General features: G+C 41.0%; 22 protein-coding genes and 1 pseudogene. 18 read left to right on the top strand and 5 right to left on the bottom strand.

Going from position 1 to position 21534, the window contains the following annotated elements; all coding sequences use genetic code 11:
- From HHO47_RS04490 to HHO47_RS04475, 4 genes and pseudogenes are all read right to left on the bottom strand, one after another.
- A pseudogene (locus HHO47_RS04490) lies at positions 1 to 90 on the bottom strand (IS982 family transposase); the annotation flags it as partial.
- 995 nt (positions 91 to 1085) lie between these two features.
- A complete protein-coding gene (locus HHO47_RS04485) occupies positions 1086 to 1469 on the bottom strand; it encodes a DUF1842 domain-containing protein (protein WP_169019200.1) in 384 nt (127 codons plus the stop codon).
- Between the two features lie 162 nt (positions 1470 to 1631).
- Positions 1632 to 2927, bottom strand: coding sequence for a sensor histidine kinase (locus HHO47_RS04480; protein WP_248290922.1), 1296 nt, complete (start codon positions 2925 to 2927; stop codon positions 1632 to 1634).
- Positions 2924 to 4273 carry a sigma-54-dependent transcriptional regulator gene (locus HHO47_RS04475; RefSeq protein ID WP_169019199.1) on the bottom strand — a complete coding sequence of 450 codons (1350 nt, stop codon included), beginning with the start codon at positions 4271 to 4273 and terminating at the stop codon, positions 2924 to 2926. The genes HHO47_RS04480 and HHO47_RS04475 overlap by 4 nt, the downstream gene beginning before the upstream one ends.
- A gap of 345 nt (positions 4274 to 4618) precedes the next feature.
- Between HHO47_RS04475 and HHO47_RS04470 the strand changes: the two genes are divergently transcribed.
- From HHO47_RS04470 to HHO47_RS04460, 3 genes are all read left to right on the top strand, one after another.
- Entirely contained in the window at positions 4619 to 5869 is a 1251-nt protein-coding gene (locus HHO47_RS04470; RefSeq protein WP_169019198.1) for an HlyD family secretion protein, read from the top strand.
- Between the two features lie 17 nt (positions 5870 to 5886).
- Positions 5887 to 6624, top strand: a complete 738-nt coding sequence (locus tag HHO47_RS04465) for an ABC transporter ATP-binding protein (RefSeq protein ID WP_169019197.1) — start codon at positions 5887 to 5889, stop codon at positions 6622 to 6624.
- Positions 6625 to 6709: 85 nt separating this feature from the next.
- A complete protein-coding gene (locus HHO47_RS04460) occupies positions 6710 to 9145 on the top strand; it encodes an ABC transporter permease (RefSeq protein WP_169019196.1) in 2436 nt (811 codons plus the stop codon).
- A 242-nt stretch (positions 9146 to 9387) separates the two neighbouring features.
- On the opposite strand, the gene HHO47_RS04455 is transcribed toward HHO47_RS04460, so the two are convergent.
- On the bottom strand, positions 9388 to 9627 hold the full coding sequence (locus HHO47_RS04455) for a DUF1653 domain-containing protein (protein WP_169019195.1): 240 nt from the start codon (positions 9625 to 9627) through the stop codon (positions 9388 to 9390).
- Between the two features lie 60 nt (positions 9628 to 9687).
- Between HHO47_RS04455 and HHO47_RS04450 the strand changes: the two genes are divergently transcribed.
- The 15 genes from HHO47_RS04450 (at position 9688) to HHO47_RS04380 (ending at position 21386) form a co-directional block, all read left to right on the top strand.
- Positions 9688 to 10170: a DUF2947 domain-containing protein gene (locus HHO47_RS04450; RefSeq protein WP_169019194.1), complete on the top strand. Its 483-nt coding sequence runs from the start codon at positions 9688 to 9690 to the stop codon at positions 10168 to 10170.
- An 89-nt stretch (positions 10171 to 10259) separates the two neighbouring features.
- Positions 10260 to 10889, top strand: coding sequence for a hypothetical protein (locus tag HHO47_RS04445; protein WP_169019193.1), 630 nt, complete (start codon positions 10260 to 10262; stop codon positions 10887 to 10889).
- A 61-nt stretch (positions 10890 to 10950) separates the two neighbouring features.
- On the top strand, positions 10951 to 11229 hold the full coding sequence (gene ftsB, locus HHO47_RS04440) for a cell division protein FtsB (protein ID WP_169019192.1): 279 nt from the start codon (positions 10951 to 10953) through the stop codon (positions 11227 to 11229).
- Between the two features lies 1 nt (position 11230).
- Positions 11231 to 11932 carry a 2-C-methyl-D-erythritol 4-phosphate cytidylyltransferase gene (ispD, locus tag HHO47_RS04435; RefSeq protein WP_169019191.1) on the top strand — a complete coding sequence of 234 codons (702 nt, stop codon included), beginning with the start codon at positions 11231 to 11233 and terminating at the stop codon, positions 11930 to 11932.
- Positions 11929 to 12411: a 2-C-methyl-D-erythritol 2,4-cyclodiphosphate synthase gene (gene ispF, locus HHO47_RS04430; protein WP_169019190.1), complete on the top strand. Its 483-nt coding sequence runs from the start codon at positions 11929 to 11931 to the stop codon at positions 12409 to 12411. The genes ispD and ispF overlap by 4 nt, the downstream gene beginning before the upstream one ends.
- Positions 12408 to 13457, top strand: a complete 1050-nt coding sequence (gene truD, locus HHO47_RS04425) for a tRNA pseudouridine(13) synthase TruD (RefSeq protein WP_169019189.1) — start codon at positions 12408 to 12410, stop codon at positions 13455 to 13457. Before ispF ends, truD begins: the two co-directional genes overlap by 4 nt.
- Positions 13438 to 14202, top strand: coding sequence for a 5'/3'-nucleotidase SurE (gene surE, locus HHO47_RS04420; RefSeq protein ID WP_169019188.1), 765 nt, complete (start codon positions 13438 to 13440; stop codon positions 14200 to 14202). The genes truD and surE overlap by 20 nt, the downstream gene beginning before the upstream one ends.
- The gene (locus HHO47_RS04415; RefSeq protein WP_169019187.1) at positions 14192 to 14830 is read left to right on the top strand and encodes a protein-L-isoaspartate(D-aspartate) O-methyltransferase; all 639 of its coding nucleotides are present in this window, start codon (positions 14192 to 14194) and stop codon (positions 14828 to 14830) included. Before surE ends, HHO47_RS04415 begins: the two co-directional genes overlap by 11 nt.
- Before the next feature lie 9 nt (positions 14831 to 14839).
- Complete coding sequence (locus tag HHO47_RS04410; RefSeq protein ID WP_169019186.1) at positions 14840 to 15418, top strand: YqaA family protein; 579 nt, start codon at positions 14840 to 14842, stop codon at positions 15416 to 15418.
- Between the two features lie 39 nt (positions 15419 to 15457).
- Positions 15458 to 16282: a peptidoglycan DD-metalloendopeptidase family protein gene (locus tag HHO47_RS04405; RefSeq protein WP_169019185.1), complete on the top strand. Its 825-nt coding sequence runs from the start codon at positions 15458 to 15460 to the stop codon at positions 16280 to 16282.
- A gap of 60 nt (positions 16283 to 16342) precedes the next feature.
- Entirely contained in the window at positions 16343 to 17338 is a 996-nt protein-coding gene (rpoS, locus tag HHO47_RS04400) for an RNA polymerase sigma factor RpoS (RefSeq protein ID WP_169019184.1), read from the top strand.
- 320 nt (positions 17339 to 17658) lie between these two features.
- Positions 17659 to 17829, top strand: a complete 171-nt coding sequence (locus tag HHO47_RS19725) for a group II intron maturase-specific domain-containing protein (protein WP_432651927.1) — start codon at positions 17659 to 17661, stop codon at positions 17827 to 17829.
- A gap of 40 nt (positions 17830 to 17869) precedes the next feature.
- Positions 17870 to 18565 carry a DTW domain-containing protein gene (locus HHO47_RS04390; RefSeq protein ID WP_169019183.1) on the top strand — a complete coding sequence of 232 codons (696 nt, stop codon included), beginning with the start codon at positions 17870 to 17872 and terminating at the stop codon, positions 18563 to 18565.
- A gap of 569 nt (positions 18566 to 19134) precedes the next feature.
- Positions 19135 to 20151: an erythrose-4-phosphate dehydrogenase gene (gene epd / locus HHO47_RS04385; RefSeq protein ID WP_169019182.1), complete on the top strand. Its 1017-nt coding sequence runs from the start codon at positions 19135 to 19137 to the stop codon at positions 20149 to 20151.
- Positions 20152 to 20210: 59 nt separating this feature from the next.
- A complete protein-coding gene (locus HHO47_RS04380) occupies positions 20211 to 21386 on the top strand; it encodes a phosphoglycerate kinase (RefSeq protein WP_169019181.1) in 1176 nt (391 codons plus the stop codon).
- Positions 21387 to 21534 lie beyond the last annotated feature (148 nt).

Below are 21534 nucleotides of genomic sequence, written 5' to 3'. Positions count from 1 at the left end.
GCCATCTTCGAGTAATTGTTTTTCCCATTGGGGTATAAATACTTTGCAAAAATCATCGACATCGCAAAACAATTCAACTAATTTAATCATGCCTGTTCCTTGTCTATTCAATCGTTCTTGGTTGAAAAATCGGATCTCGGAACAGGCATTTAGTTCAATTTCTTAAACGAGATTCAGGTTATCTAGTTTCGATTCAAACTTTATTTCTAAATTCAATGGTAAAGGTTCAGCATATTTAGAGTCAGGAATAATGGATGAACCATCCGTCGCTTTTGGCTATATTAATAACGAAGTTATATGGATACAGCTCAAGCCGTCTTGGGTTTGTGGTGGAGGTTTTATGTTTTGGGGATTAAAATGTACAGTTGGGTGGCATGAAGACAAGCACTGGTAAATGCTAACACATATGAGCCTTAACTCTGTCAATAGGCAGTAGTGTTTTTTTTGATCGTTTTTATAAATTGACGGTCAATTCTAAATCAACTCTAATTCAATAAACAAATTCGTTTACTTCGCCTGTCGATGCGGCTGTTAAGCAAGTAGCTTACGGCAAACACATATAGAGGCTCTCTTATTGCGATCTCATCGCAGCCTACTTTTTTCCATATCCTTATGGATTTGTAGGGGCACTACGACTAAATGGATTTAGGAGGTAGAGCGAAGCAGGATGCCAGAGCCGAGACATTCATCGGTTAACCTAATCATGGCACTATTCAAGGCGGCTGGTTTCATCTTGGTGATCCAGTTAGTTTCAGGCTCAAGTCAGGTGTAAGCGACTTTGTTTATTGCATTAATGCACGCGTACAGAGCGTCTAATCAAGGCAAGTGACTTAGGTCTGTAGGCATATAATCAGGTTAAACTTTGTTGGTTATTTACTCATCCAATTGATTGATGCTCAGCCTTATATCCAGTTAGATGTTCAGCTCACTCAGTACCGTGACTAACTCTTTAAGAATTTTACTTCATCGAATACTGAGTGCTGGTTATGACAAAACACACTGCTCAGTAACAGAGCGGCTAAAACATGAGTTGATATTAAGCGACGCTTACTTGCCGCTTAATATAAAGCTAACTATGTTCTACTTTAGTCAACCAGACTTACTTTACATTGGTAGGTGTTATCACCCACTGAAAAGCAGCCCTTACCATTCCATTGGTTATCTACAGCAAAGCTCGCTGTAAATGGTGACTGGTAACTACCAATTGCAGGTGGTGGAAAAGACACCACGGCTTGACCTGTAAGCGCACCAACTTTAGTTACATCATTATAGCCAGTTGCATGCATATGGCCCGATGCGCTCGCGGTGAAATGAGGTGAATGCTGCGTTCCTTCTTGGATGCAGCCATTCGCTCGACCATTTAATGCACCTGTTTTTGCATCTACAGCAAACTGTATTTCCATTGAACCACCACCAACAGCACCAGATTGAAACTGTAACTTTACTAAATATAAGCTTTCATCAGACATTTTATTGCTCCTTGTGTAGAGTGTATTCCCACGATTGTGTGGTGAATTACTAAGCAAGGGTAAGTGTAGAGTGGCTTCTAAAAAAGACATATTACAGCCTATTACACTAAGTTGAGTTTAGTGTTTTAATCGTGTCTTTTTAGTATTTCTTTTCGAAGCTAGTTACACAGGCAATAGTATTGTTGCGATTACGCCTTGGTGTTTTTCTTTATTCGCTAAACTTAAACTACCATGATGCTGCTCTATCACGTTACGACAAAAGCTTAGACCAATCCCTTGCCCTTGTTGTTTGGTGGTGTAAAACGGTACGAAAATATTGTCGGGGTTGGCAAGGCCTTGGCCATTGTCGTCAACGGTGATGTAGTTTACTTTACCTTGCTGGTGAGTGCTTAATGCAATTTTCACCGGTGGAGTGCTTGCTTCAATAGCATTTTTTATCAAGTTGATCATCACTTGATGCATAAACGTGCGATCGGCTTTAAAGGTTTTGGCGTTAGCAACGCAGCTAAATTCTACATCAGGGTAAATTTCACAGACTTGTTTTAAAAATGCAGCTGTGTCTATTTCAACTATGTTGAGTGCCAGTGGTCTATTTATATCACCGTAGCGAGTGACAAATTCATTAAGATAATTACAGCGCTCACTTATTACGTTAAGTGCTTGTACTTGTCGTGGTTCGGTGAGCTTCACGGCGAGATTTTCAGCCATTGCAGTAACTGGGGTGAGTGAGTTGCGAATTTCGTGACCGAGTACGCGAATAATTTGCTGCCATGCTTGTAGTTGGTTTTCTCGAAGTGCAGAAGTGATGTCGATCATAACAATAAGTTGATGGCAGCTGCCTTGCTCTATAAATTCACTATGGCGTATTTGCCATTGCTGAGCTGTAATAACATCGCTAAATTGCCAATGCGCGTTTTGTTTTTTAAGCCCTAATTGTTCAGCACTTGAATAGCGTAAAGTTTGCCATTGAGTCTGTTTAAATTCGCTAAATGCATTATTGGCATAGCTGAGTTTATTATGTTGATCGAGCACCATGATAGGCACATTAAAATGCTCAATTAATTGGTATACCAAAAAAACATGCTGATCATATCGCGATTTCTTTTTAAACAACTCTTCACTTAGTGAAATCAAACTTTGCTGTAATTGGTGAATACTCCCTGCCTGATAACTGGGCTTAACGAGCTGGTTATAATCTTCGTTTAAAATGGCATCTAAGTGGGCGTGATTGCGGTTAAAGCTGTTTATTACTTTTTTGTAGGTACGAATAAATAGCTTAAGGTAAATGACTAAAAATAAGATTGAGAGCGCAGCTGAAGTAACAATTGATAAAGCAAAATACTGACCAATTAAGTAGCAGCCTAGTGCGCCAAAAAGAGCGCTCAATAGCGCAAAGCTAATTAAGCTGCGCTCAAGCGATGATTGATAAAGGCAATTCGGTTTCATCGTGTTTTTCATCCAGTAATACCGTATTTTTCTAGGCGACGATACATAGATGATTTACCTAAACCTAATAACTTAGCGGCATTAGGGATATGTCCTTGAGTTTGCTTAAGGGCTAGATCAATTAATTGGCGCTCTGCGTGCTCTAGTGTCATAAGTGGCAACGCGTTACTGTTTTGACTGTTTTGCAGGTTTAAGTCATCGGCAGTTAATATATCGGTTGTTGATAATAATATTGCGCGTTCTATCACATGGCTTAACTCGCGTACATTGCCGGGCCAAGAGTAGTGGTTTAATGCCTGTTTAGCGCACTCACTCAATGTAAGTACAGTACTTGAGTATTTTTTAGTATGTAAGTTTATAAAGTGCTCGCACAAAGGGACTATGTCTTCAATGCGTTCGCGCAGCGGTGGGATCGCAAATTCCAAGGTATTGACGCGATAATATAAATCTTCTCTAAACAGACCTTCGGCTATTAGTGTGGGAATATCGCCATTGGTAGCGCTTATTAAACGTACATGAGTTTTTTTTGTTTGACTCGAACCGACCATTTCAAACTCTTGGCTTTCGAGTACGCGCAATAGTTTTGCTTGTTGTGGCAGCGGTATATTGGCTATTTCATCTAAAAATAAACTGCCGTTATCGGCCAGCTCAAAACGGCCAATACGCTCACTTTTGGCATCGGTAAATGCGCCTTTTTTATGGCCAAACATTTCGCTTTCAAATAAAGACTCAACAATTGCTCCCATATTTACTGCGATAAACGGTTGTGTATGACGCGAAGACTGCTGATGAAGCCATTGTGCTAGCTGGCTTTTACCTGTGCCATTTTCACCTGTCAGTAAAATATTAGCATCGGTTTTAGCCACTTTAGTTAACTGGCTTATTAGTTGTTGCATAGCGCGTGACTGATACACAAATGCAGGCGTGTCATGATCGCTAAGCTGTTGCTGTAACTTTTGGTTTTGTTTACTTAACTTTTTAAGCGTTAGTTGTTGATCAAGTAGTTTTAATAAGCGCTGGTTTTGCCATGGTTTTTCAATAAAGTCACACGCACCGTTTTGCATAGCGCGCACCGCCAGATCTACGCTCGACCATGCCGTCATTGCAATGACGGGAATATCTAATTGTTGTTTATGTAAGTGCTTTAAAAACGCCATGCCTTCGTCACCCGAGGTGGTGTCGCGGGTAAAATTCATATCAAGCAAAATAAGGTCAATTGTCAGGCTGTCTTCAATCAGAGTATGTGCTGTAAAAGGCGAGTCGCACTCGAGTACCTGATAGCCGTTATCCTCTAATATAAAACGCGCGCTTAGGCGGATTTCAGGGCTATCTTCGATGATCAAAATAGTGGCAGACATAAACTTCCAAATAGGTGAATAGGCGCAGCATGATTGTAGCGTATAGCGATTTCTATGCCAGTGATTTTATTATTGTATTTCAGCTTGTTAGTTATTTAAAGATGGTTGTATAAGGTGTTTTATTCCGATTTCGGACTATTTGAGTCCAATTTTGGGATTGTAGTATTAAGTGTATTGAAATCGTTAGTTCCTGACCAGTTTCAAACTGGCACTGAGCAGTCCGGTATCGCCGCTTTATAAGATTTTTTAAATACTGATAATATTTAATTTATTGTATTTGTTAGATTTTAATGTTGGCACGTGTTTCGCTAATGCTTAGGTATACAAAGCATAATACGGTGTAAGATGGACATAGTAAAAACAAAAGTAGTAAAGCAGTTATCGCTTTGGCATAAGCTAGTTTTATTACTGGCTGTTATTTTAATTGTAGGAGTGATTTATCAGCGCAACAGTCAAGGGAGTGTATCTGTATCGCGCAGTAATATAATTATTAGTGATGTACGCCAAGGTGCGCTTTCAATTACGGTTACAGGTTATGGTGAGCTTAAATCTGCGCAGCAGCAATTGTTAACAGCAAAAACACCCGCCACAGTAAAGGCTATTTTATTAAAGCCTGGTGCAATTGTGAGTAGTGATTCTGTAATAGTGCAATTAGCCAATCCAGCGCTAGAACAACAGCTCGAAAGTGCGCAGCAAGAGCTTAATAAACTCAATGCTAATTTGCGTCAGTTAAGATTAAACAATACCCGGGAGCAATTAAACGAACTTTCTCATGTGGCACAAAACCATGCCGCTTATGAAAATGCCAAACTAAAATTAAAAGCTGAAACCAGTTTAGTTGAACAGGGGATCGTCTCAACACTTAATTATCAGCGTAGCAGATTAGACGAGCAACAACTAAGTAAGCAATTAGCTATAGCGAAGCAACGTGCAGAGCAACTTAAAGCTGTCCATATAGAGTCTGAAAATATTCAGCTTGAGCAAATTAAGCAACAACAAGGGGTTGTGGCGATGGCACAAACCCAGCTAGCTAATTTGTCTGTTGTAGCGGGAATCGATGGCGTACTCCAGCGCTTACCGGTTGAGCTTGGGCAAAGTGTAAACGCAGGGCAAGAAATTGCGCTTATCGGCTCGGTTGATTCACTCATTGCGATAATTCAAGTTCCACAAAATCAAGTGGATGATATTCGATTAGGGCAGCTTGCCCATGTCGATACCCGTCGGGGGATTGTTAAAGCAAGGGTCGTGCGCATCAGCCCTGTGGTGGTCAACAATACCGTAGAGGTTGAATTATCGTTGCCTAAAGAGCTCCCTGAAAATGTTCGCCCGCAATTAACAGTTGACGCCAATATTAACGTTGCGCAATTAAAAAATGTTGCTTATATCGAGCGCCCTGCAAACGTAAAACCGCACAGTGTAAGAGATCTGTATCAGGTAAACTCACAGCAGCAAAGCGCACACTTGGTTGATATCAAATTTGGTCGCGAGGCTGGGCGCTTTATCGAAATACTAAGCGGTGCACAGTTAGAACAGCAATTGATTATTTCAGATTTAACCAACCTTACTCGCAGCAATAGCGAAATTCTAATTAACTAATGAACAGGACAAAAGTAATGACAGAGCAAAAAATAACGAACACCCAAGCCGATGTCGTATTAGCAATGAACGGAATTAGTAAGGTATTTGAAACACAAGAGCTGCAAACATATGCACTGCGTAGCATTGATTTGTGTATTTATCGCGGTGAATACTTGTCGATATCTGGGCCATCTGGTTGTGGTAAATCAACATTACTTTCACTTTTGGGTTTACTTGATATGCCAACCAGCGGCGAATATTTTATTGAAGGTAAAAACGTGTCTTCACTTTCGCTTAATCAAGCTGCTGACATTCGCAATGCAAAAATAGGGTTTATTTTTCAGTCGTTTAATTTAATCGACGAGTTGAGTGTGTTTGACAATGTGGCATTGCCGTTGCGTTATCATCACTCTAAACCAAGCAAACAAGTCATTGCTGAAAAAGTAAAGGCGTGCCTTGAAAAAGTGGGGCTTGGGCATCGTATGAGTCACAAACCTAACCAGTTATCGGGTGGGCAGCAGCAACGTGTGGCGATCGCTCGGGCATTAGTGACAGAGCCTGCAATACTATTAGTTGATGAACCAACGGGGAATTTAGACTCAAAATCAGGCGATCAAGTAATGCAGGTTTTAAGTGAGTTACACGCCGCTGGCACCACTATTTGCATGGTGACACATGATCCGCGTTACTGTGATATGGCTTCAAGGCAACTAAAGCTGCTAGATGGTGAGATGTTAGGTGCTTTGGGTATAAAAGAGCAGTTAAGTGCTTAAATAACTTGTTGAGAAAGTAAAATGAAATATCCAAAAATAATAAAATGCCAACGACTATTTAGGTATAACTTAACGGAGTACTGCAATGACGTATAATTTAAAAAATGCATTACTTAATATAGCTAATCATAAAGTTTACAGTTTGAGTATTGTTACAACGTTAAGTATTGTTTTATCGGCATTAATTACGGTATTAACACTTGCTTACATTATGCTATTAAAGCCATTGTCATACCCTGACCAAGCGCGTTTAGTCAAAGCTGAGTACGCTCAAATTGACCAAACAGGCACGCTCAATACCCGCGCTTTTAATTACCCTGCACTAATTGATTTATATAAAAACCATAACTTATTTGAGCAAGTGGCATTGGTGTATTACGGTGAACAACGCTTAGATGATGTAGCGGGCTTACCCATAGTAAACACCTCATTTGTTACCCCGCAGTGGTTTGATATTTTCGCCATTAAGCTGCATTTAGGGCGTGGTTTTACGCAAACTGAAGCCTTAGATAACTTTAACCCTGTTGCAGTGATCAGTTATCAAACATGGCAAAATGACTTTGCCAGTAAAGAAAACATAATAGGTCAAACACTAAGTGTGGGCGGCCAACAATTCAAAATTATCGGTGTGGCTGCCGCAGATTTTAAATCGCCTGCACTGATTAAAACAGGCCAAATCACAGATGTGTGGTTGCCGTGGGATTACAATTTAACTTCAGCAGAGGCTAAACCAATTTGGTGGAATCGTTATTCGCGCAGCCATTTTGTGGCTAAACTACCCAACGATATAAGTATTGAACAGGCGAGTAAAAAGTTATCGCAGTATGTGGATAATGTATGGCAGCAGCATATTGATACAGAAGCATTTTTTGCAGGTTGGCATATCGATCTTGAGCTAAACACCTTGCAAACAGTGATTTTAAAAGAAACGCCACAAAATATTTATTGGCTTATTTTAGCTGTAGCGGGTTTGGTTATTATTGCCTGCGTAAACATTAGTAATGTGTTTATTGTAAGAACAGCAGCGCGCAAGCACACATTGGCACTCAGTGCGGCACTGGGCGCATCTCGGTTTGCTTTGTTTAAACAGTTTTGGCTGGAAATTGCCTTGCTGATTGGTTTGGCAAGCTTTGTAGGGCTTGCGTTAGCAGCCTTTTTTTTAGTGACTCTGAGTGATTTTGCTATGGCGATATTGCCGCGCGCTAATGAGCTTGCTATCAATGAAGTATCACTGCTGATCACATTGGTTAGTGGTTTAATATTTACTACGCTTTTTGCATTTTTATGTACGCGGATTGTAAATTATCAACAGTTAATAACTAGTTTAAAATCAGCAGGTAAAGGTACATCAGTGCAGGTAGGTAAGCGTGTGTGGCGGGGCTTAGTGGCTTTTCAGGTCAGTGTGGCGTGTACATTGTTGTTTATTAACTTTTTAGTTTTTAGCGTAAATAAAAGTAATATTGACGAGGCCTTTACATTGCCACTTGAGCAATTAACAAATTTAAAAGTTAACCTAGCAAGCCACCTTGCAGCAGATAGAGACAAGGTAAATCAATTACTAAAGCAAGTGGCTAACGAGCTTGCTTTATTGCCAGAGGTAGCGCAAGTCAGTCGATCCTCATCACCCATTAATGATAACTTAATTACTTGGTCATTGGTTGAGGTAGCAAGTAATCAAACCCTATTACCCTATGGGAAATCTGTTGATGAACTGTATTTCTCACTCCTGAAGCAGCCCATATTACAAGGGCGTGGTTTTACAAGTGAAGATGTTAAAAGTAATGCGAATGTTATAATTATCAATGATGTACTAGCAGACAAGATGTCAAGTGATGGTAATGCATTGGGTATGCATTTAAGTTTTGATATAACTTCTGGGCGCGAAAACGATTTAGTCGTGATTGGCGTAGTTAAAGCAATGCCAATACCGGGGAAAACGTCGCTTGAGCCTAAAGCATATCTTACTCGCGCAGGTTACAATTCATTTATCATCGAGTTTAAACATACCCAGCACGTAACAAAAAATACGCTTAATACTTTATTACAATCCATAGATTCAGGCTTATCTGTTCATCAATTAGTGCCACTAAATACACAGCGCGATAAAGCGCTATTTCGTCAATATGTGGTATCAGGCACAACGTTGATGATTATTATTGCAACCATTGCTTTAACTAGTATTGGTTTGATAGGCATTATGCGTTATTCAGTACTTTTAAGGCGTGCTGAAATTGGTATTCATTTGTGTGTTGGCGCAAAACCAATGGCGCTGTTTTTGTTAGTGTTTAAGCAAAATGGCAGCGCAATTGTAATAGGGATACTAATAAGTATGGCGTTATTGCTGGCTTTACAGCAACCATTGCAATTCATTGCTGGTGGCATAGCGCAAATTATGCAGTTTGGTATGTTATTTATGACGTTATTGTTTGTAATTAGCCTTGGTGCACTAGCGTGTTATTTACCTTTAAGTACTCAGCTAAAACGTCCTGCAATTTACGGTGTTCAAGGGGGGCAAGATTAAATTACGTAGTTTAAGAGGACGGATTGAGTGACGGGTTTAATCCATCTCTCCTTCAATTAGCCACCTGAAAATATGCTATAAAGGCTGGCAAGGTTGAAAGTTAATGATTGCAAAGTTAGATAATGTAAATGAGGCAGTCGCTAAGCAAATATACACTACTTTTCAACATTCTTATAAAATTGAAGCTGAGGAGCGAATCTCTGCCATCCAGATATGTAAACAATATGCTTGTCATGCCATGGTTAATCGGCTTCACTAAGATAGCTAAAGCGTGGAATAATTTGGCCGTTTTTTTCTATCGTTTCGCTAAACATACTAAGCGGTCTTGCCCAGATACCAAACTCACCATATAAGGCTTGGTAAATCACCAGTTGTTCGTCGGTTTCACTGTGGGTGGCAACATAAAGCACTTTGTATTTTGGGCCTTTGTAGTGTTGGTATATACCTGATTTGAGGGTATGTGGTTTTATTGCTGTAGTCATGTTTTGATCTCTTGTATAATTTGTCTTTGCACTTTTAATGCTAACTAATTTGCCAATACTATGAACTATATTTCGTTAGATGATTACAAAAAAGCGTGGGTTTTTCGTCATAAAGATGCGCCAGTAACAGAACAAGACCTTGCCTTACTTAAACCTATGAGCCATGAGCGTGCCGCTGTTTTATGGACCACCATGGTGAGCCGTGAACATGACCATCCTGATTTTTTTGAAAAAACAGACTGGTGTGGTAACGAAGACAATTTCTCGCAGACTATTCACTGGGAAGCTGCATGGGAAGCCGGCGCTGAGCAACTGCCAGCTGAGATCCTTGCGCACTTAGATTGGCAAGCTAATACTACAGTGTATTTTTGTATCGCCCGCGATAATATTATTGAAACCAGCTTTGATGTGTTTAAACGCAATTGGCAAAATTTTATGTTTTTAGCTGATGGTAGCCTGTTATTAGGTAAGAAACGTGATGAAGTAGTGCAGTTTTTAGCAACTGGCGATGCTAAATTAGGCATAAAGGCACAAGTTAAGTAACCTGAGCTTTGCTTTTGTAAATAGCAGAGCTTAAAAAGCAGTCAATACTGTGCTATAAAACAAGCAACTAGATGTTTTGAGTATGTTCCTTGACTGCAAGCGACCCCTTTCAACAAGTCGATATTTGGCAATCTGATGCACAACGTGTGCTATATGCACAGTTGTGCAATGCTTTTTATGCGCGGGAAATAGGTCAATTAGTTGTTGAAGTTAATGAGCAGCGTTTACGCAAGCGATTAAAAAGTCTTCCTTATTATATAGAACGTGCAGCAACGGCCGTGGTCAATGGTCAGGTTCCTTTTCAGTTAGATCCGCACAATGGCTGTTGGCTTGATAAGCAAAAAGCTCAGCCTCCCAAAGCAAAAAATAATGATGATTTTTATCAAACACATAAAAATGTAGGTTTAATTGTTCCGCTTTTACTCAATAGCGCAAATCAAACCCGTGTTGCAATAGACAGCATCGACCAAGTAAGCGACAATAAACTCCATTGTAACGAGCATGGTTGGTTTGACTGCCAAGGTCAGCCGCTTGAAGGGCAGTCGGTGGTATTATTAACGCCTACAAAGGCAACAATGGCCGCTGCTTGTTGTGGCCATCAGTGGTCTTTTGATAAACGCACGACACCGCGAACGTTATCACTGAGAGAAATGCTGCTAGCAGGCAATATCAATTGGCGTAATTTAAAACGTCCTCATGTTCGAGTTAAAAAAATATAATACCAGTAGCCTTAATCGCATTATAAATTTGTACTGGTAGAGTAAAATCAAGGAGTATTTAATGCGACTGTTTCAATTCACGCTGCTGTGCTTAGCGTTATTTGTACAATATCGATTATGGTTTGGCCACAACGGTGTACAAGATTATAGTCGTTTAAAAGCTGCGGTTACTTCACATCACGATACTAATGCTCAATTGATCAAACGCAATAAAGTGCTTAAAGCCGATATTGAAGATTTAAAGCTTGGTCAAGAAGGGGTGGAAGAGCGCGCCCGTAATGAATTAGGGATGATCAAACCCGGCGAAACATTTATTCGTGTTTTACCTGGGCGACAATAAAATGACAACTAATTATACCCTTGCAGCGATAGTCCCAGCCGCTGGTGTGGGCAGCCGAATGCAACATAGCGCACCAAAGCAATATATATGCTTGGCTGGTAAAACAATTCTTGAACATACACTTGCTAAACTAGCGCAACTCAAACAATTAACGACTATTGTGGTGGCCGTCAGCGATGATGATCCTTATTTTGCTACACTGGAGGTTATTGATCAGCGCATTGTCCGTGCAAGTGGTGGCAAGGAGCGAGCTGACTCAGTGCTTAATGGCTTATTAGCGCTTGCAGATAATCCGCCTGATTGGGTGTTAGTGCATGATGCGGCAAGGCCACTGGTGACATTGGCTGATATTGAGTGCTTACTTAGTGAGTGTATTAGCGCTGATGAGGGCGGTATATTAGCAAGCAAAGTGAAAGATACCATTAAGCGCGGTGCAACTCATAGCCAACAAACAGTGCCTCGGGATAACTTATGGCAGGCGTTGACCCCGCAATTATTTAAGTACCACGATTTAACGCAGGCATTGCAAACTGCGCTTGCTCAGCAGGTAACAATTACTGATGAAGCCTCGGCAATAGAATGGGCTAATAAGCCTGTAAAGCTGGTGGTAGGGCGTAGTGATAATATTAAAATAACCACCCCAGAAGATTTAGATTTAGCCAACTTTTTACTCCAAAAACAACACAGTGAGAATGCATTATGATTCGAATCGGCCATGGCTTCGATGTCCATAAATTTGCTGGCGAAGGCCCGTTAACTCTTTGTGGTGAAAAAATTGCTTACCCACAAGGCTTTTTAGCGCACTCTGATGGTGATGTTGCGATCCACGCACTATGCGATGCTATTTTAGGCTCCTTAGCAATGGGCGATATTGGCAAGCACTTTCCAGATACAGCCAGTGAATATGAGAATATCGATAGTCGTATTTTATTACGTCATGTTGTTGATTTAGCTAAGCAGCAAGGCTATGTACTGGGTAATGCGGATGTAACGATAGTAGCGCAAGCGCCAAAAATGCTGCCGCATATTCAAGCTATGCGTACAAATTTAGCCGCCGATTTAAACGCTGAACTGGGTCAGGTAAATGTCAAAGCAACCACCACTGAAAAGCTCGGTTTTGAAGGGCGAAAAGAAGGTATTTCCAGTCATGCTGTGGTTATCATGAGCAAGCAATTATTATGAGCGAGTTAAATTATTTATACGGTGCACCACTATCTAAAGCCGATTTTAAAGCCACTGCTGAAGATTTTATGGTTGATGAAGATTTAGGTATAGAGTTTACTGGCAGTGGTGAGCACGTCTGTTTACAGGTCGTTAAAAAAGGCGAAAATACCCAATACGTTGCTAAATTACTTGCCCAAAAAGCGGGGATTTCGCCACGTGATGTCAGCTTTGCTGGTATGAAAGATCGCCACGGAGTATGTAGTCAGTGGTTTAGTGTGCCAGTACCCATTAAAAAAGACATTGATTTTACTGAGCTTAATAGTGAATCACTGTTTATTATTGCTCAGCAACGGCATAATCGTAAGCTGCGGACTGGCTGCCACAAAGGTAATAAATTCAGCATTATTTTACGTAATGTAACCCAGCCGTTAGACATTCTTTGTCGGATCAACGCGGTACGCGCCGGTGTGCCCAACTATTTTGGTGAGCAACGCTTTGGCCACGATGGCCATAACCTTGAAATGGCTAAGCGAATGTTTGCCGGTGAGCGCATTCGAGACAAAAAACTACGCGGTTTAATTATTTCTGCTGCACGCTCTTATGTGTTTAATCAAATAGTGAATTTGCGTGTTGCTGAACACGGTTTAGCTAAAACCATGCACCGTGAGGTATTTATGCTCAGTGGTAGTAATGCATTTTTTGAAGATGCTATTAGCGATGAAAACATCGCTAGGCTTGCCTCTGGCGATATTATGATGTCTGCGCCATTGGTCGGCACTAGTGAAAAAGGCCTCACCGAACAAGAAAAAATATGGTTAGCGCCGTATCAAGATTGGTGTGAAGGACTGGGTAAGTTAGGGCTGAAAAATGAGCGCAGAATGTTGCGTTTGATCCCACAAGATTTAACCGTTGCAACGATTGATGAAACCACCATTAAATTGAGCTTTGGTTTACCCAAAGGCACCTTTGCCACGGCATTGTTACGTGAGCTGGTGGATTACACCGATGCAAGCCCACGAGTACATAAAGAACAGGACGCTGAAAATGAAAATCCTCCTAAGTAACGATGATGGTGTTAACGCAAAAGGCATTGCTGTGTTGTATCAGGCATTGACGCAAATTGCAGACGTAACCTTGGTTGCACCTGATCGCAATTGCAGTGGGGCAAGTAATTCACTGACACTACTTAATCCACTGCGTGCTACCACGCTTGAAAACGGCTTTATTTCGGTCAATGGCACGCCCACTGATTGTGTACATTTGGGCGTGAATGAATTACTGAATGAAAAGCCCGATTTAGTTGTAGCGGGTATTAATCATGGCGCGAATTTGGGTGACGATACTTTGTACTCAGGAACTGTTGCAGCAGCAACCGAAGGACGTCATTTAGGCTTGCCCGCAGTGGCGGTGTCTTTGTGCTCAAAAGAAGGCAATCATTTTGAAACAGCAGCTGCGGTGACTGTCAGCATAATTAAAGAGCTGGCGTCACATCCATTGCCAAAAGATCAAATCATTAACATTAATGTGCCTGATATTCCGTTAGCTGAGCTAAAAGGCGTGCAAGTAACGCGTTTAGGTGCGCGTCATAAAGCAGAAACCATGACTAAACAGCAAGATCCATGGGGACGCGACATTTATTGGTATGGGATTTTAGGTGCTGAAAGTGATGCCGGAGCAGGTACTGACTTTTATGCTATCAATAATGGCTACGCATCGGTTACGCCACTTAGTGTTGATATGACAGCGAAAGACAGCTTGGCAGCGGTTGGTGAGTGGCTTAAAACGATGGAGATCAACGGTGCTGGCTAATTATACTCGAAGTGCCCGTGCGCTGGCAGACCTATTACAGCGTGAGGGAGTTGAAGATAAATTGGTACTCAGCGCTATTGCTGATATTCCACGTCATGTATTTGTTGATGATGTGCTCAAGCATAAAGCGTATCAAAATACGGCGTTGCCCATCGGTCAAGGGCAAACAATTTCACAGCCATATATTGTTGCCCGTATGACTGAGTTACTGCGTTTGGCTGGTATTCGCGATAAAGTGCTTGAGATAGGCACGGGTTCAGGCTATCAAACAGCGGTACTGGCTAAAATCTTTACAAAAGTATTTTCGGTAGAGCGCATTAAAGCATTACAATGGCAGGCTAAGCGCCGTTTACATAACCTAGACTTATACAATGTTGCCATGAAACACGGCGATGGTTGGCAAGGTTGGCAGTCACAAGCGCCGTTTGATGGCATCATTGTAACTGCTGCTGCATCGCAAGTCCCGCAAGTATTACTTGATCAACTCAGCGATGGCGGGGTAATGATTGCGCCAATCGGTAATGAAGATCAACAACTGGTCATGGTTGTACGTGACGGCGAAAAATTTACTCAACATGTTATTGCGCCAGTTAGATTTGTACCTTTAGTCCCTGGCGATATTGAATAGGAAATCACTTTGAAATTGTTTACTAAGTTATACGATATGGCATTAGTGTGGGCAAAACATCGTCACGCAGAGCGTTATTTAGCTGGGGTGAGTTTTGCCGAATCGGTTATTTTTCCTATTCCACCGGATGTAATGCTCGCGCCGATGTCGCTGGCACAACCGAGCAAAGCATGGCGCTATGCTACAATTGCTACAATTGCTTCGGTGTTTGGCGGTATTTTGGGTTATTTGCTCGGATTTTGGTTATTTGAACCTGTCGTAGAGCCATTAATAGCGCAAATGGGTTGGCAAGAAAAGTTTAATACCGCTTTAAGCTGGTTTAAAGATTATGGCGTATGGGTGGTGTTTTTAGCTGGCTTTTCGCCAATACCCTATAAAGTATTTACCATTGGTGCAGGGCTTTTGCACATGGCGTTTTTACCTTTTTTATTAGCTTCTGCTGTCGGGCGTGGTACACGGTTCTTTTTAGTCTCTGCGTTAATGAAGTGGGGCGGAGTAAAAATGGAGCAAAAATTACGTCAATATATTGAGGTACTTGGCTGGGGGGTAGTGATTTTAGCTGTGGTTGCATACTTTTTACTACGTTAAGCAGTTAAATACTACTTTTAGCACAAGGAGCAAAACACCATGAATAAACAGTACGTCTGCTATGTTACTTTATTTACAAGTGTTTTGCTTAGTGCCTGTTCATCTCGACACGGCCCCGCACCAGTCAGTAGTTTAAATACCAGTGTTAAACCTTATACTAGTAGAGTTAATATTAGTGGTGATCGCTACACGGTTAAAAAAGGCGATACGTTATACTCGATAGCCTTTAGCGCCCAGCAAGACTTCCGCTCGTTGGCAAAAAATAATGGCATACCAGCCCCTTACATAATCCAACCGGGGCAAATAATTTCTTTTAAGGGTGTACCTAAAAAAACTAAAAAGCGTAAAAAATATACGAAATTGAGTGGGAAGTCTACAAGTAAACTACAAAAAAATAACAAAAAATTAAAGAAAGAGCTTGATCAGCCAAAACAACGAGAGTATGTTCAAAAACAAGCCAATAGGAAAATTAGTAAAAATAACAGTTTGTCCTCGATGAAAGTTAAGTGGTCGTGGCCAGCTAAAGGAACAGTAACTCAACGTTTTTCAACCAAGGAAAGCGGTTATAAAGGGTTACAAATTACTAATAAAAAAGGTGTCGCTGTTTTTGCCGCAGCACAAGGGACAGTTGTTTATGCGGGTAATGCACTTAGAGGATACGGTAATTTAATTATTTTGAAACATAATGATGATTATCTTAGTGCCTATGCACATAACTCAAAGTTGTTAGTTAAAGAAAAACAGGATGTGAAAGCAGGGCAAAAAATAGCCGAGATTGGCAGTTCAGACTCTGACGTAACGGCATTGCGTTTTGAAATCCGTTACCGAGGACAAGCTGTTAATCCTGAGAAGTATTTGCCTTAGCTATCGGCCGGGTATTGATCATAGTGATATAAGATCACTTGTTTGCTTGAGGGTACGCTCATGGGTAACACAGCAAAAATAGAAAAAACGAAAGATGCGATTGATGATAAATTTGATGATGTAGCTGTAGCTGATACAGACTCTGAATTATTAGATGACGTCGATAAAAATGATGACAAAGAAGATGAAATATTTGCCAAAGAGGAGATCACGAAGAATTTAGATGCTACTCAGCTATATTTAGGTGAAATAGGTTTTTCGCCATTATTGAGTGCTGAAGAAGAAGTCTTTTTTGCCCGCAAAGCATTAAAAGGCTGTAGCGCTTCTCGTAAACGAATGATTGAAAGTAACTTACGTTTGGTTGTTAAAATCGCCCGTCGTTATAATAATCGTGGCCTTGCGTTACTTGATTTAATTGAAGAAGGTAATCTTGGTTTGATCCGCGCCGTTGAAAAATTTGATCCTGAACGTGGTTTTCGATTTTCGACCTATGCGACTTGGTGGATCCGTCAAACGATAGAACGCGCCATCATGAATCAAACCCGCACTATTCGCTTACCAATCCATGTAGTGAAAGAACTTAACGTTTATTTACGCACCGCACGTGAACTAACGCAAAAGCTGGATCATGAGCCCACTGCAGAAGAGATTGCAGCGTGTTTAGACCGACCTGTTGAAGACGTAACTAAAATGCTGCGTTTAAACGAAAAAATTACCTCTGTAGATACACCTATTGGTGGTGAAAACGATAAAGCATTGTTAGATATTATTGCCGATGAAAAAGGTTTTGGCCCGGAAGGTGAAGTACAAAATAATGATATCAATAAGCACATTGTAGACTGGCTAGGTGAGCTTAACCCTAAGCAACGTGAAGTACTTGCACGTCGTTTTGGTTTGTTAGGTTATGAGCCATCAACTCTTGAAGATGTTGGTCGTGAAATCGGTTTAACTCGGGAGCGAGTAAGACAAATTCAAGTAGAAGCACTGCGTCGCTTAAAAGATATTTTACAGCATGAAGGGTTAAGCACTGATAGCTTGTTTGATCAGTTTTCATAACATTGAGAAAGCAAGAGGCATAGCAAAAGAAACACACATAGAAACAATTATCAAAAGCTGAAGAGCTAGCTCTTCAGCTTTTTTGTTTGCCCAGCGAAGCAGGCAACCCGATAGGCTGAAAGATGCCTTATCACCCTGACTAAGGGGAAGAAAGATAATCTGAATGGCAAGGCGTCACTGGCTAACGGTGGGGTCTGAAGAAAGCCATAGGAAGTTAGAGGTAGGCACCAACAGTAACCTGTTTCGACAGTACTGGTGGGTCAGCGCGCAAAATAGCGCAACGCCCTATACTTAGTGAAGTAATAAAAAGATTAAACCCAGTGGTGCATGGTTTTGTAAATTATTGCAGTATAGCCAATTGTAAACGAGTGCTAAATATATTGGCGCGGTGGTTAAGACGCCGATTAAGGGCTGTTCAGTTAAGGTTGTGGAAAAGTCCGCCATTTAAGTTCATAAAAATGACTCATGGCGGAACTCCCTATCCCACGTAGTATGCTATAATACGCGCTGATCAATTTATAGGTAATCGTAGTGACGAACAGCTCTTCTTCAAATAACTCAGTACTTACTTTGCGTGCCCAGCAAATTAGCGAGTCTCGCCGTGAGTTTAATGCCCGTGGCGGTAAAATGGATCGCTGCGAGCAATGCTTAATCGCGAAATATTACTGTATTTGTGACGGCGTAGAGCAGGCGCAATGTGCAGCTGCTGTGTGTATGTTGATGTATCATAATGAAAGTTTTAAACCTTCTAATACAGGGCGATTAATTGCTGAGATCATTCCTGATAATCATGCTTTTCGCTGGGACAGAACCGAGCCTGATGCAAAGCTATTTGCCTTATTGAACGACCCGCAATATCAACCTATGGTGATCTTTCCCGCCACCGATGTTGAAGATGTCTCGCGTGTTATTACCGAAGTGCAAACGCAGCTAAATAAACGCCCTTTATTTATCTTTTTAGATGGCACATGGCGTGAAGCGAAAAAAATGATCCGCAAAAGCCCTTATCTCGATAATTTCCCCGTACTGTCGATTACTGCAGAGAAGCTGTCTGATTATCGCCTACGCGTGGCACCACATGCTCATCAACTAGGCACCGCTGAAGTGGCAATTATGGTGTTAGCATTAGCAGGGGAGGCTGATGCCGCAACTAAACTTGAGCAGCATTTTATGAAGTTTCGCGACGCGTATTTATTGGGTAAACGCAATAAAGGCAGGCCTGAGTAACTCGGTTTCCCGCGTTGTACCTATTAAGGTTGCGATATAAAATCACCGCTACGAATATGCAACTGTCATTCCGCACCCTAATTTAGAATTAAAGTTGCATATTAATTGAGCGTTTGATCAGTGTTTGCAGCATGCTCAACCAAATCAGTGATTCGGCAATGTGTGGTGAATAACGAGCTCACGGATTCGCTCAGTCAAGGCGGTTAGCGTCTTACAGGCAAGATAAGCTTTTGAATACAACCTTGAGTAGAGAAACGATCGATAAGCAACGGTGTCGAACTTGAAATCCAGAAGTTTTAGCAAGCTCAATGGGCGTTTTTTAGAGATAAGGGCTTTTAATAGATTTGAAACTTGGTTAATCTGCATGTGAACTCTGCTCTAGGTTAAACGATTATTGGCGTAACTATTTGATCATTAACAGAGTTCAATTTCAAGTTTTCTTAATATCTAAGCTATGAACATTTATTTAATCTTGCCTCTTATATTCAAACTCAAGGTCGATTACAATACCGTCATATCAAATGCAGGTTGCCTTTATCTGCAAGCAACTAGAGTGGATTTTCTTTCTAATGGCAATCAAACTTGCAATTAATGGTTTTGGTAGAATTGGTCGAAATATTGTTCGTGCTCTTTATGAATCGGGCTTAAGCGACGAGATCAAAATTGTTGCGATTAATGAATTAGCTGAGCCTGAGGGCGTTGCTCACTTACTGAAGTACGACACCTCTCATGGTCGTTTTAAATATCCGGTTATCTTAGGTGAAGATTCTCTAAGTGTTGCTGGCGATACTATTGCATTATTTTCTGAGCAAAATCCTATTGAACTGCCGTGGCAGTTGCTAGATGTTGACGTGGTTTTAGAATGTACAGGTGTCTATCATTCTCGTGAACACGCGCAATTACACCTTGATGCAGGTGCTAAAAAAGTTTTATTTTCTCAGCCTGCTGATGCAGATGTTGATGCCACGATTGTCTATGGTATCAATGATGATGAACTGCTTGCTGAGCATACAATTGTTTCTAATGGTTCATGTACTACTAACTGTATCGTGCCGGTGATCAAAGTGCTTGATGATGCGTTTGGTATTGAATCAGGTGCGATTACCACTATTCATGCGTCGATGAATGATCAACAAGTGATTGATGCCTATCATCATGATTTACGCCGTACCCGTGCTGCAAGTCAGTCTATTATTCCTGTAGATACTAAATTAGCCCGTGGTATTGAACGTATTTTACCTAAGTTCCATGGCCGCTTTGAAGCGATTGCAGTACGTGTCCCTACTATCAATGTTACTGCTATGGATTTGAGTGTGACAGTCAACGCTGATGTTGATTTAAATGCAGTGAATAAAGCATTAAAAGCTGCAGCGAGAGACCGTCTAGAAGGTATTTTAAGTTATACCGAAGAGCCATTGGTATCCGTTGATTTTAATCATGACTCACATTCTTGTATTATAGATGGCACACAGACACGAGTCAGTCATAAACGGCTGATAAAGTTGTTAGTCTGGTGTGATAATGAATGGGGGTTTGCTAATCGAATGCTCGATACTGCACGAGTAATGATGGCAGAAAATAATTAATGTAAATAAAATAAAAATATATATATTTCAAGTCAGTATCGTTAATTAAGGAGAAGTTCATGTCGGTCATAAATATGGCAGATTTAGATTTAAACGGCAAACGCGTGTTAATTCGTGAAGATTTAAATATACCAGTAAAAGCAGGTAACGTGACCTCAGATGCACGTATTCGTGCTGCATTACCTAGTATTAAATTAGCCCTTGAAAAAGGCGCTAAAGTAATGGTGATGTCACACCTAGGCCGCCCAACGGAAGGGGAATACAACGAGGAGTTATCATTAGCCCCAGTTGTTGATTATTTAAATGAAGCACTTGAACAAACTGTACGTCTTGAAAAAGATTACTTAAATGGCGTTGAAATTGCTGATAATGAAGTCGTGGTTTTTGAAAACGTACGCTTTAATGTTGGCGAAAGCAAAGATGACGAAGCATTATCTAAAAAACTAGCTGCATTATGTGATGTATATGTAATGGATGCATTTGGTACAGCTCATCGTGCTCAAGCATCAACACATGGCGTTGGTTTATTTGCCGATGTGGCCTGCGCAGGTCCACTATTAGCTGCTGAATTAGATGCATTAGGTAAAGCACTTGATAACCCAGCTCGTCCGCTGGTGGCGATTGTAGGTGGCTCTAAAGTATCCACTAAACTAACCGTACTAGATTCGCTTTCAACGATTGTTGATCAATTGGTCACTGGTGGCGGTATTGCAAATACATTTATTGCTGCGGCAGGCTACCCCGTTGGTAAATCATTATACGAAGCGGATTTAATTGATGAAGCAAATAAATTAAGTGCAGCGGCGAAAAGTAATAACGGTGAAATACCAGTACCGACCGATGTGGTGGTTGGTAATGAGTTTTCAGAGTCTGCCGTTGCAACTTTAAAAGATGTTAGTGAAGTTACAGACACTGATATGATTTTTGATATTGGTCCAGATACAGCAAGCCAACTTGCAAAAATTATTGCAAATGCGGGTACTGTTGTATGGAATGGTCCGTTAGGTGTATTTGAATTTGACCAGTTTGGTAATGGCACACGTGCTATTGCACAAGCGATTGCTAATTCAAATGCATTTTCAATTGCTGGTGGCGGTGATACGTTAGCAGCGATTGATAAATACGGCATTGCCGATAAAATCTCGTATATTTCAACTGGCGGTGGCGCTTTCCTTGAGTTCTTAGAAGGGAAAAAACTCCCCGCAGTTGCTATGCTTGAACAACGCGCTAAGTAATTAGCGTTTGCTCAGTGTAGTTAGCAATCGTTAATTTAGGCTGCTAACTATACTGAGTATGATCAGCTATTAAATACCTCTCACCCTTATTTAATAGCTGGTTGTGTATAACGATAGCTTTGGCAAAAGCCAGTACTATCGAGGTGCA

It is taken from the genome of Pseudoalteromonas arctica, assembly GCF_012927645.1.
In the GTDB taxonomy this organism is placed as follows: Bacteria; Pseudomonadota; Gammaproteobacteria; order Enterobacterales; family Alteromonadaceae; genus Pseudoalteromonas; species Pseudoalteromonas arctica_A.
The sequence above is the reverse complement of the archived record's forward strand: the minus strand, read 5'-3'. Positions and strand labels throughout refer to the sequence as shown.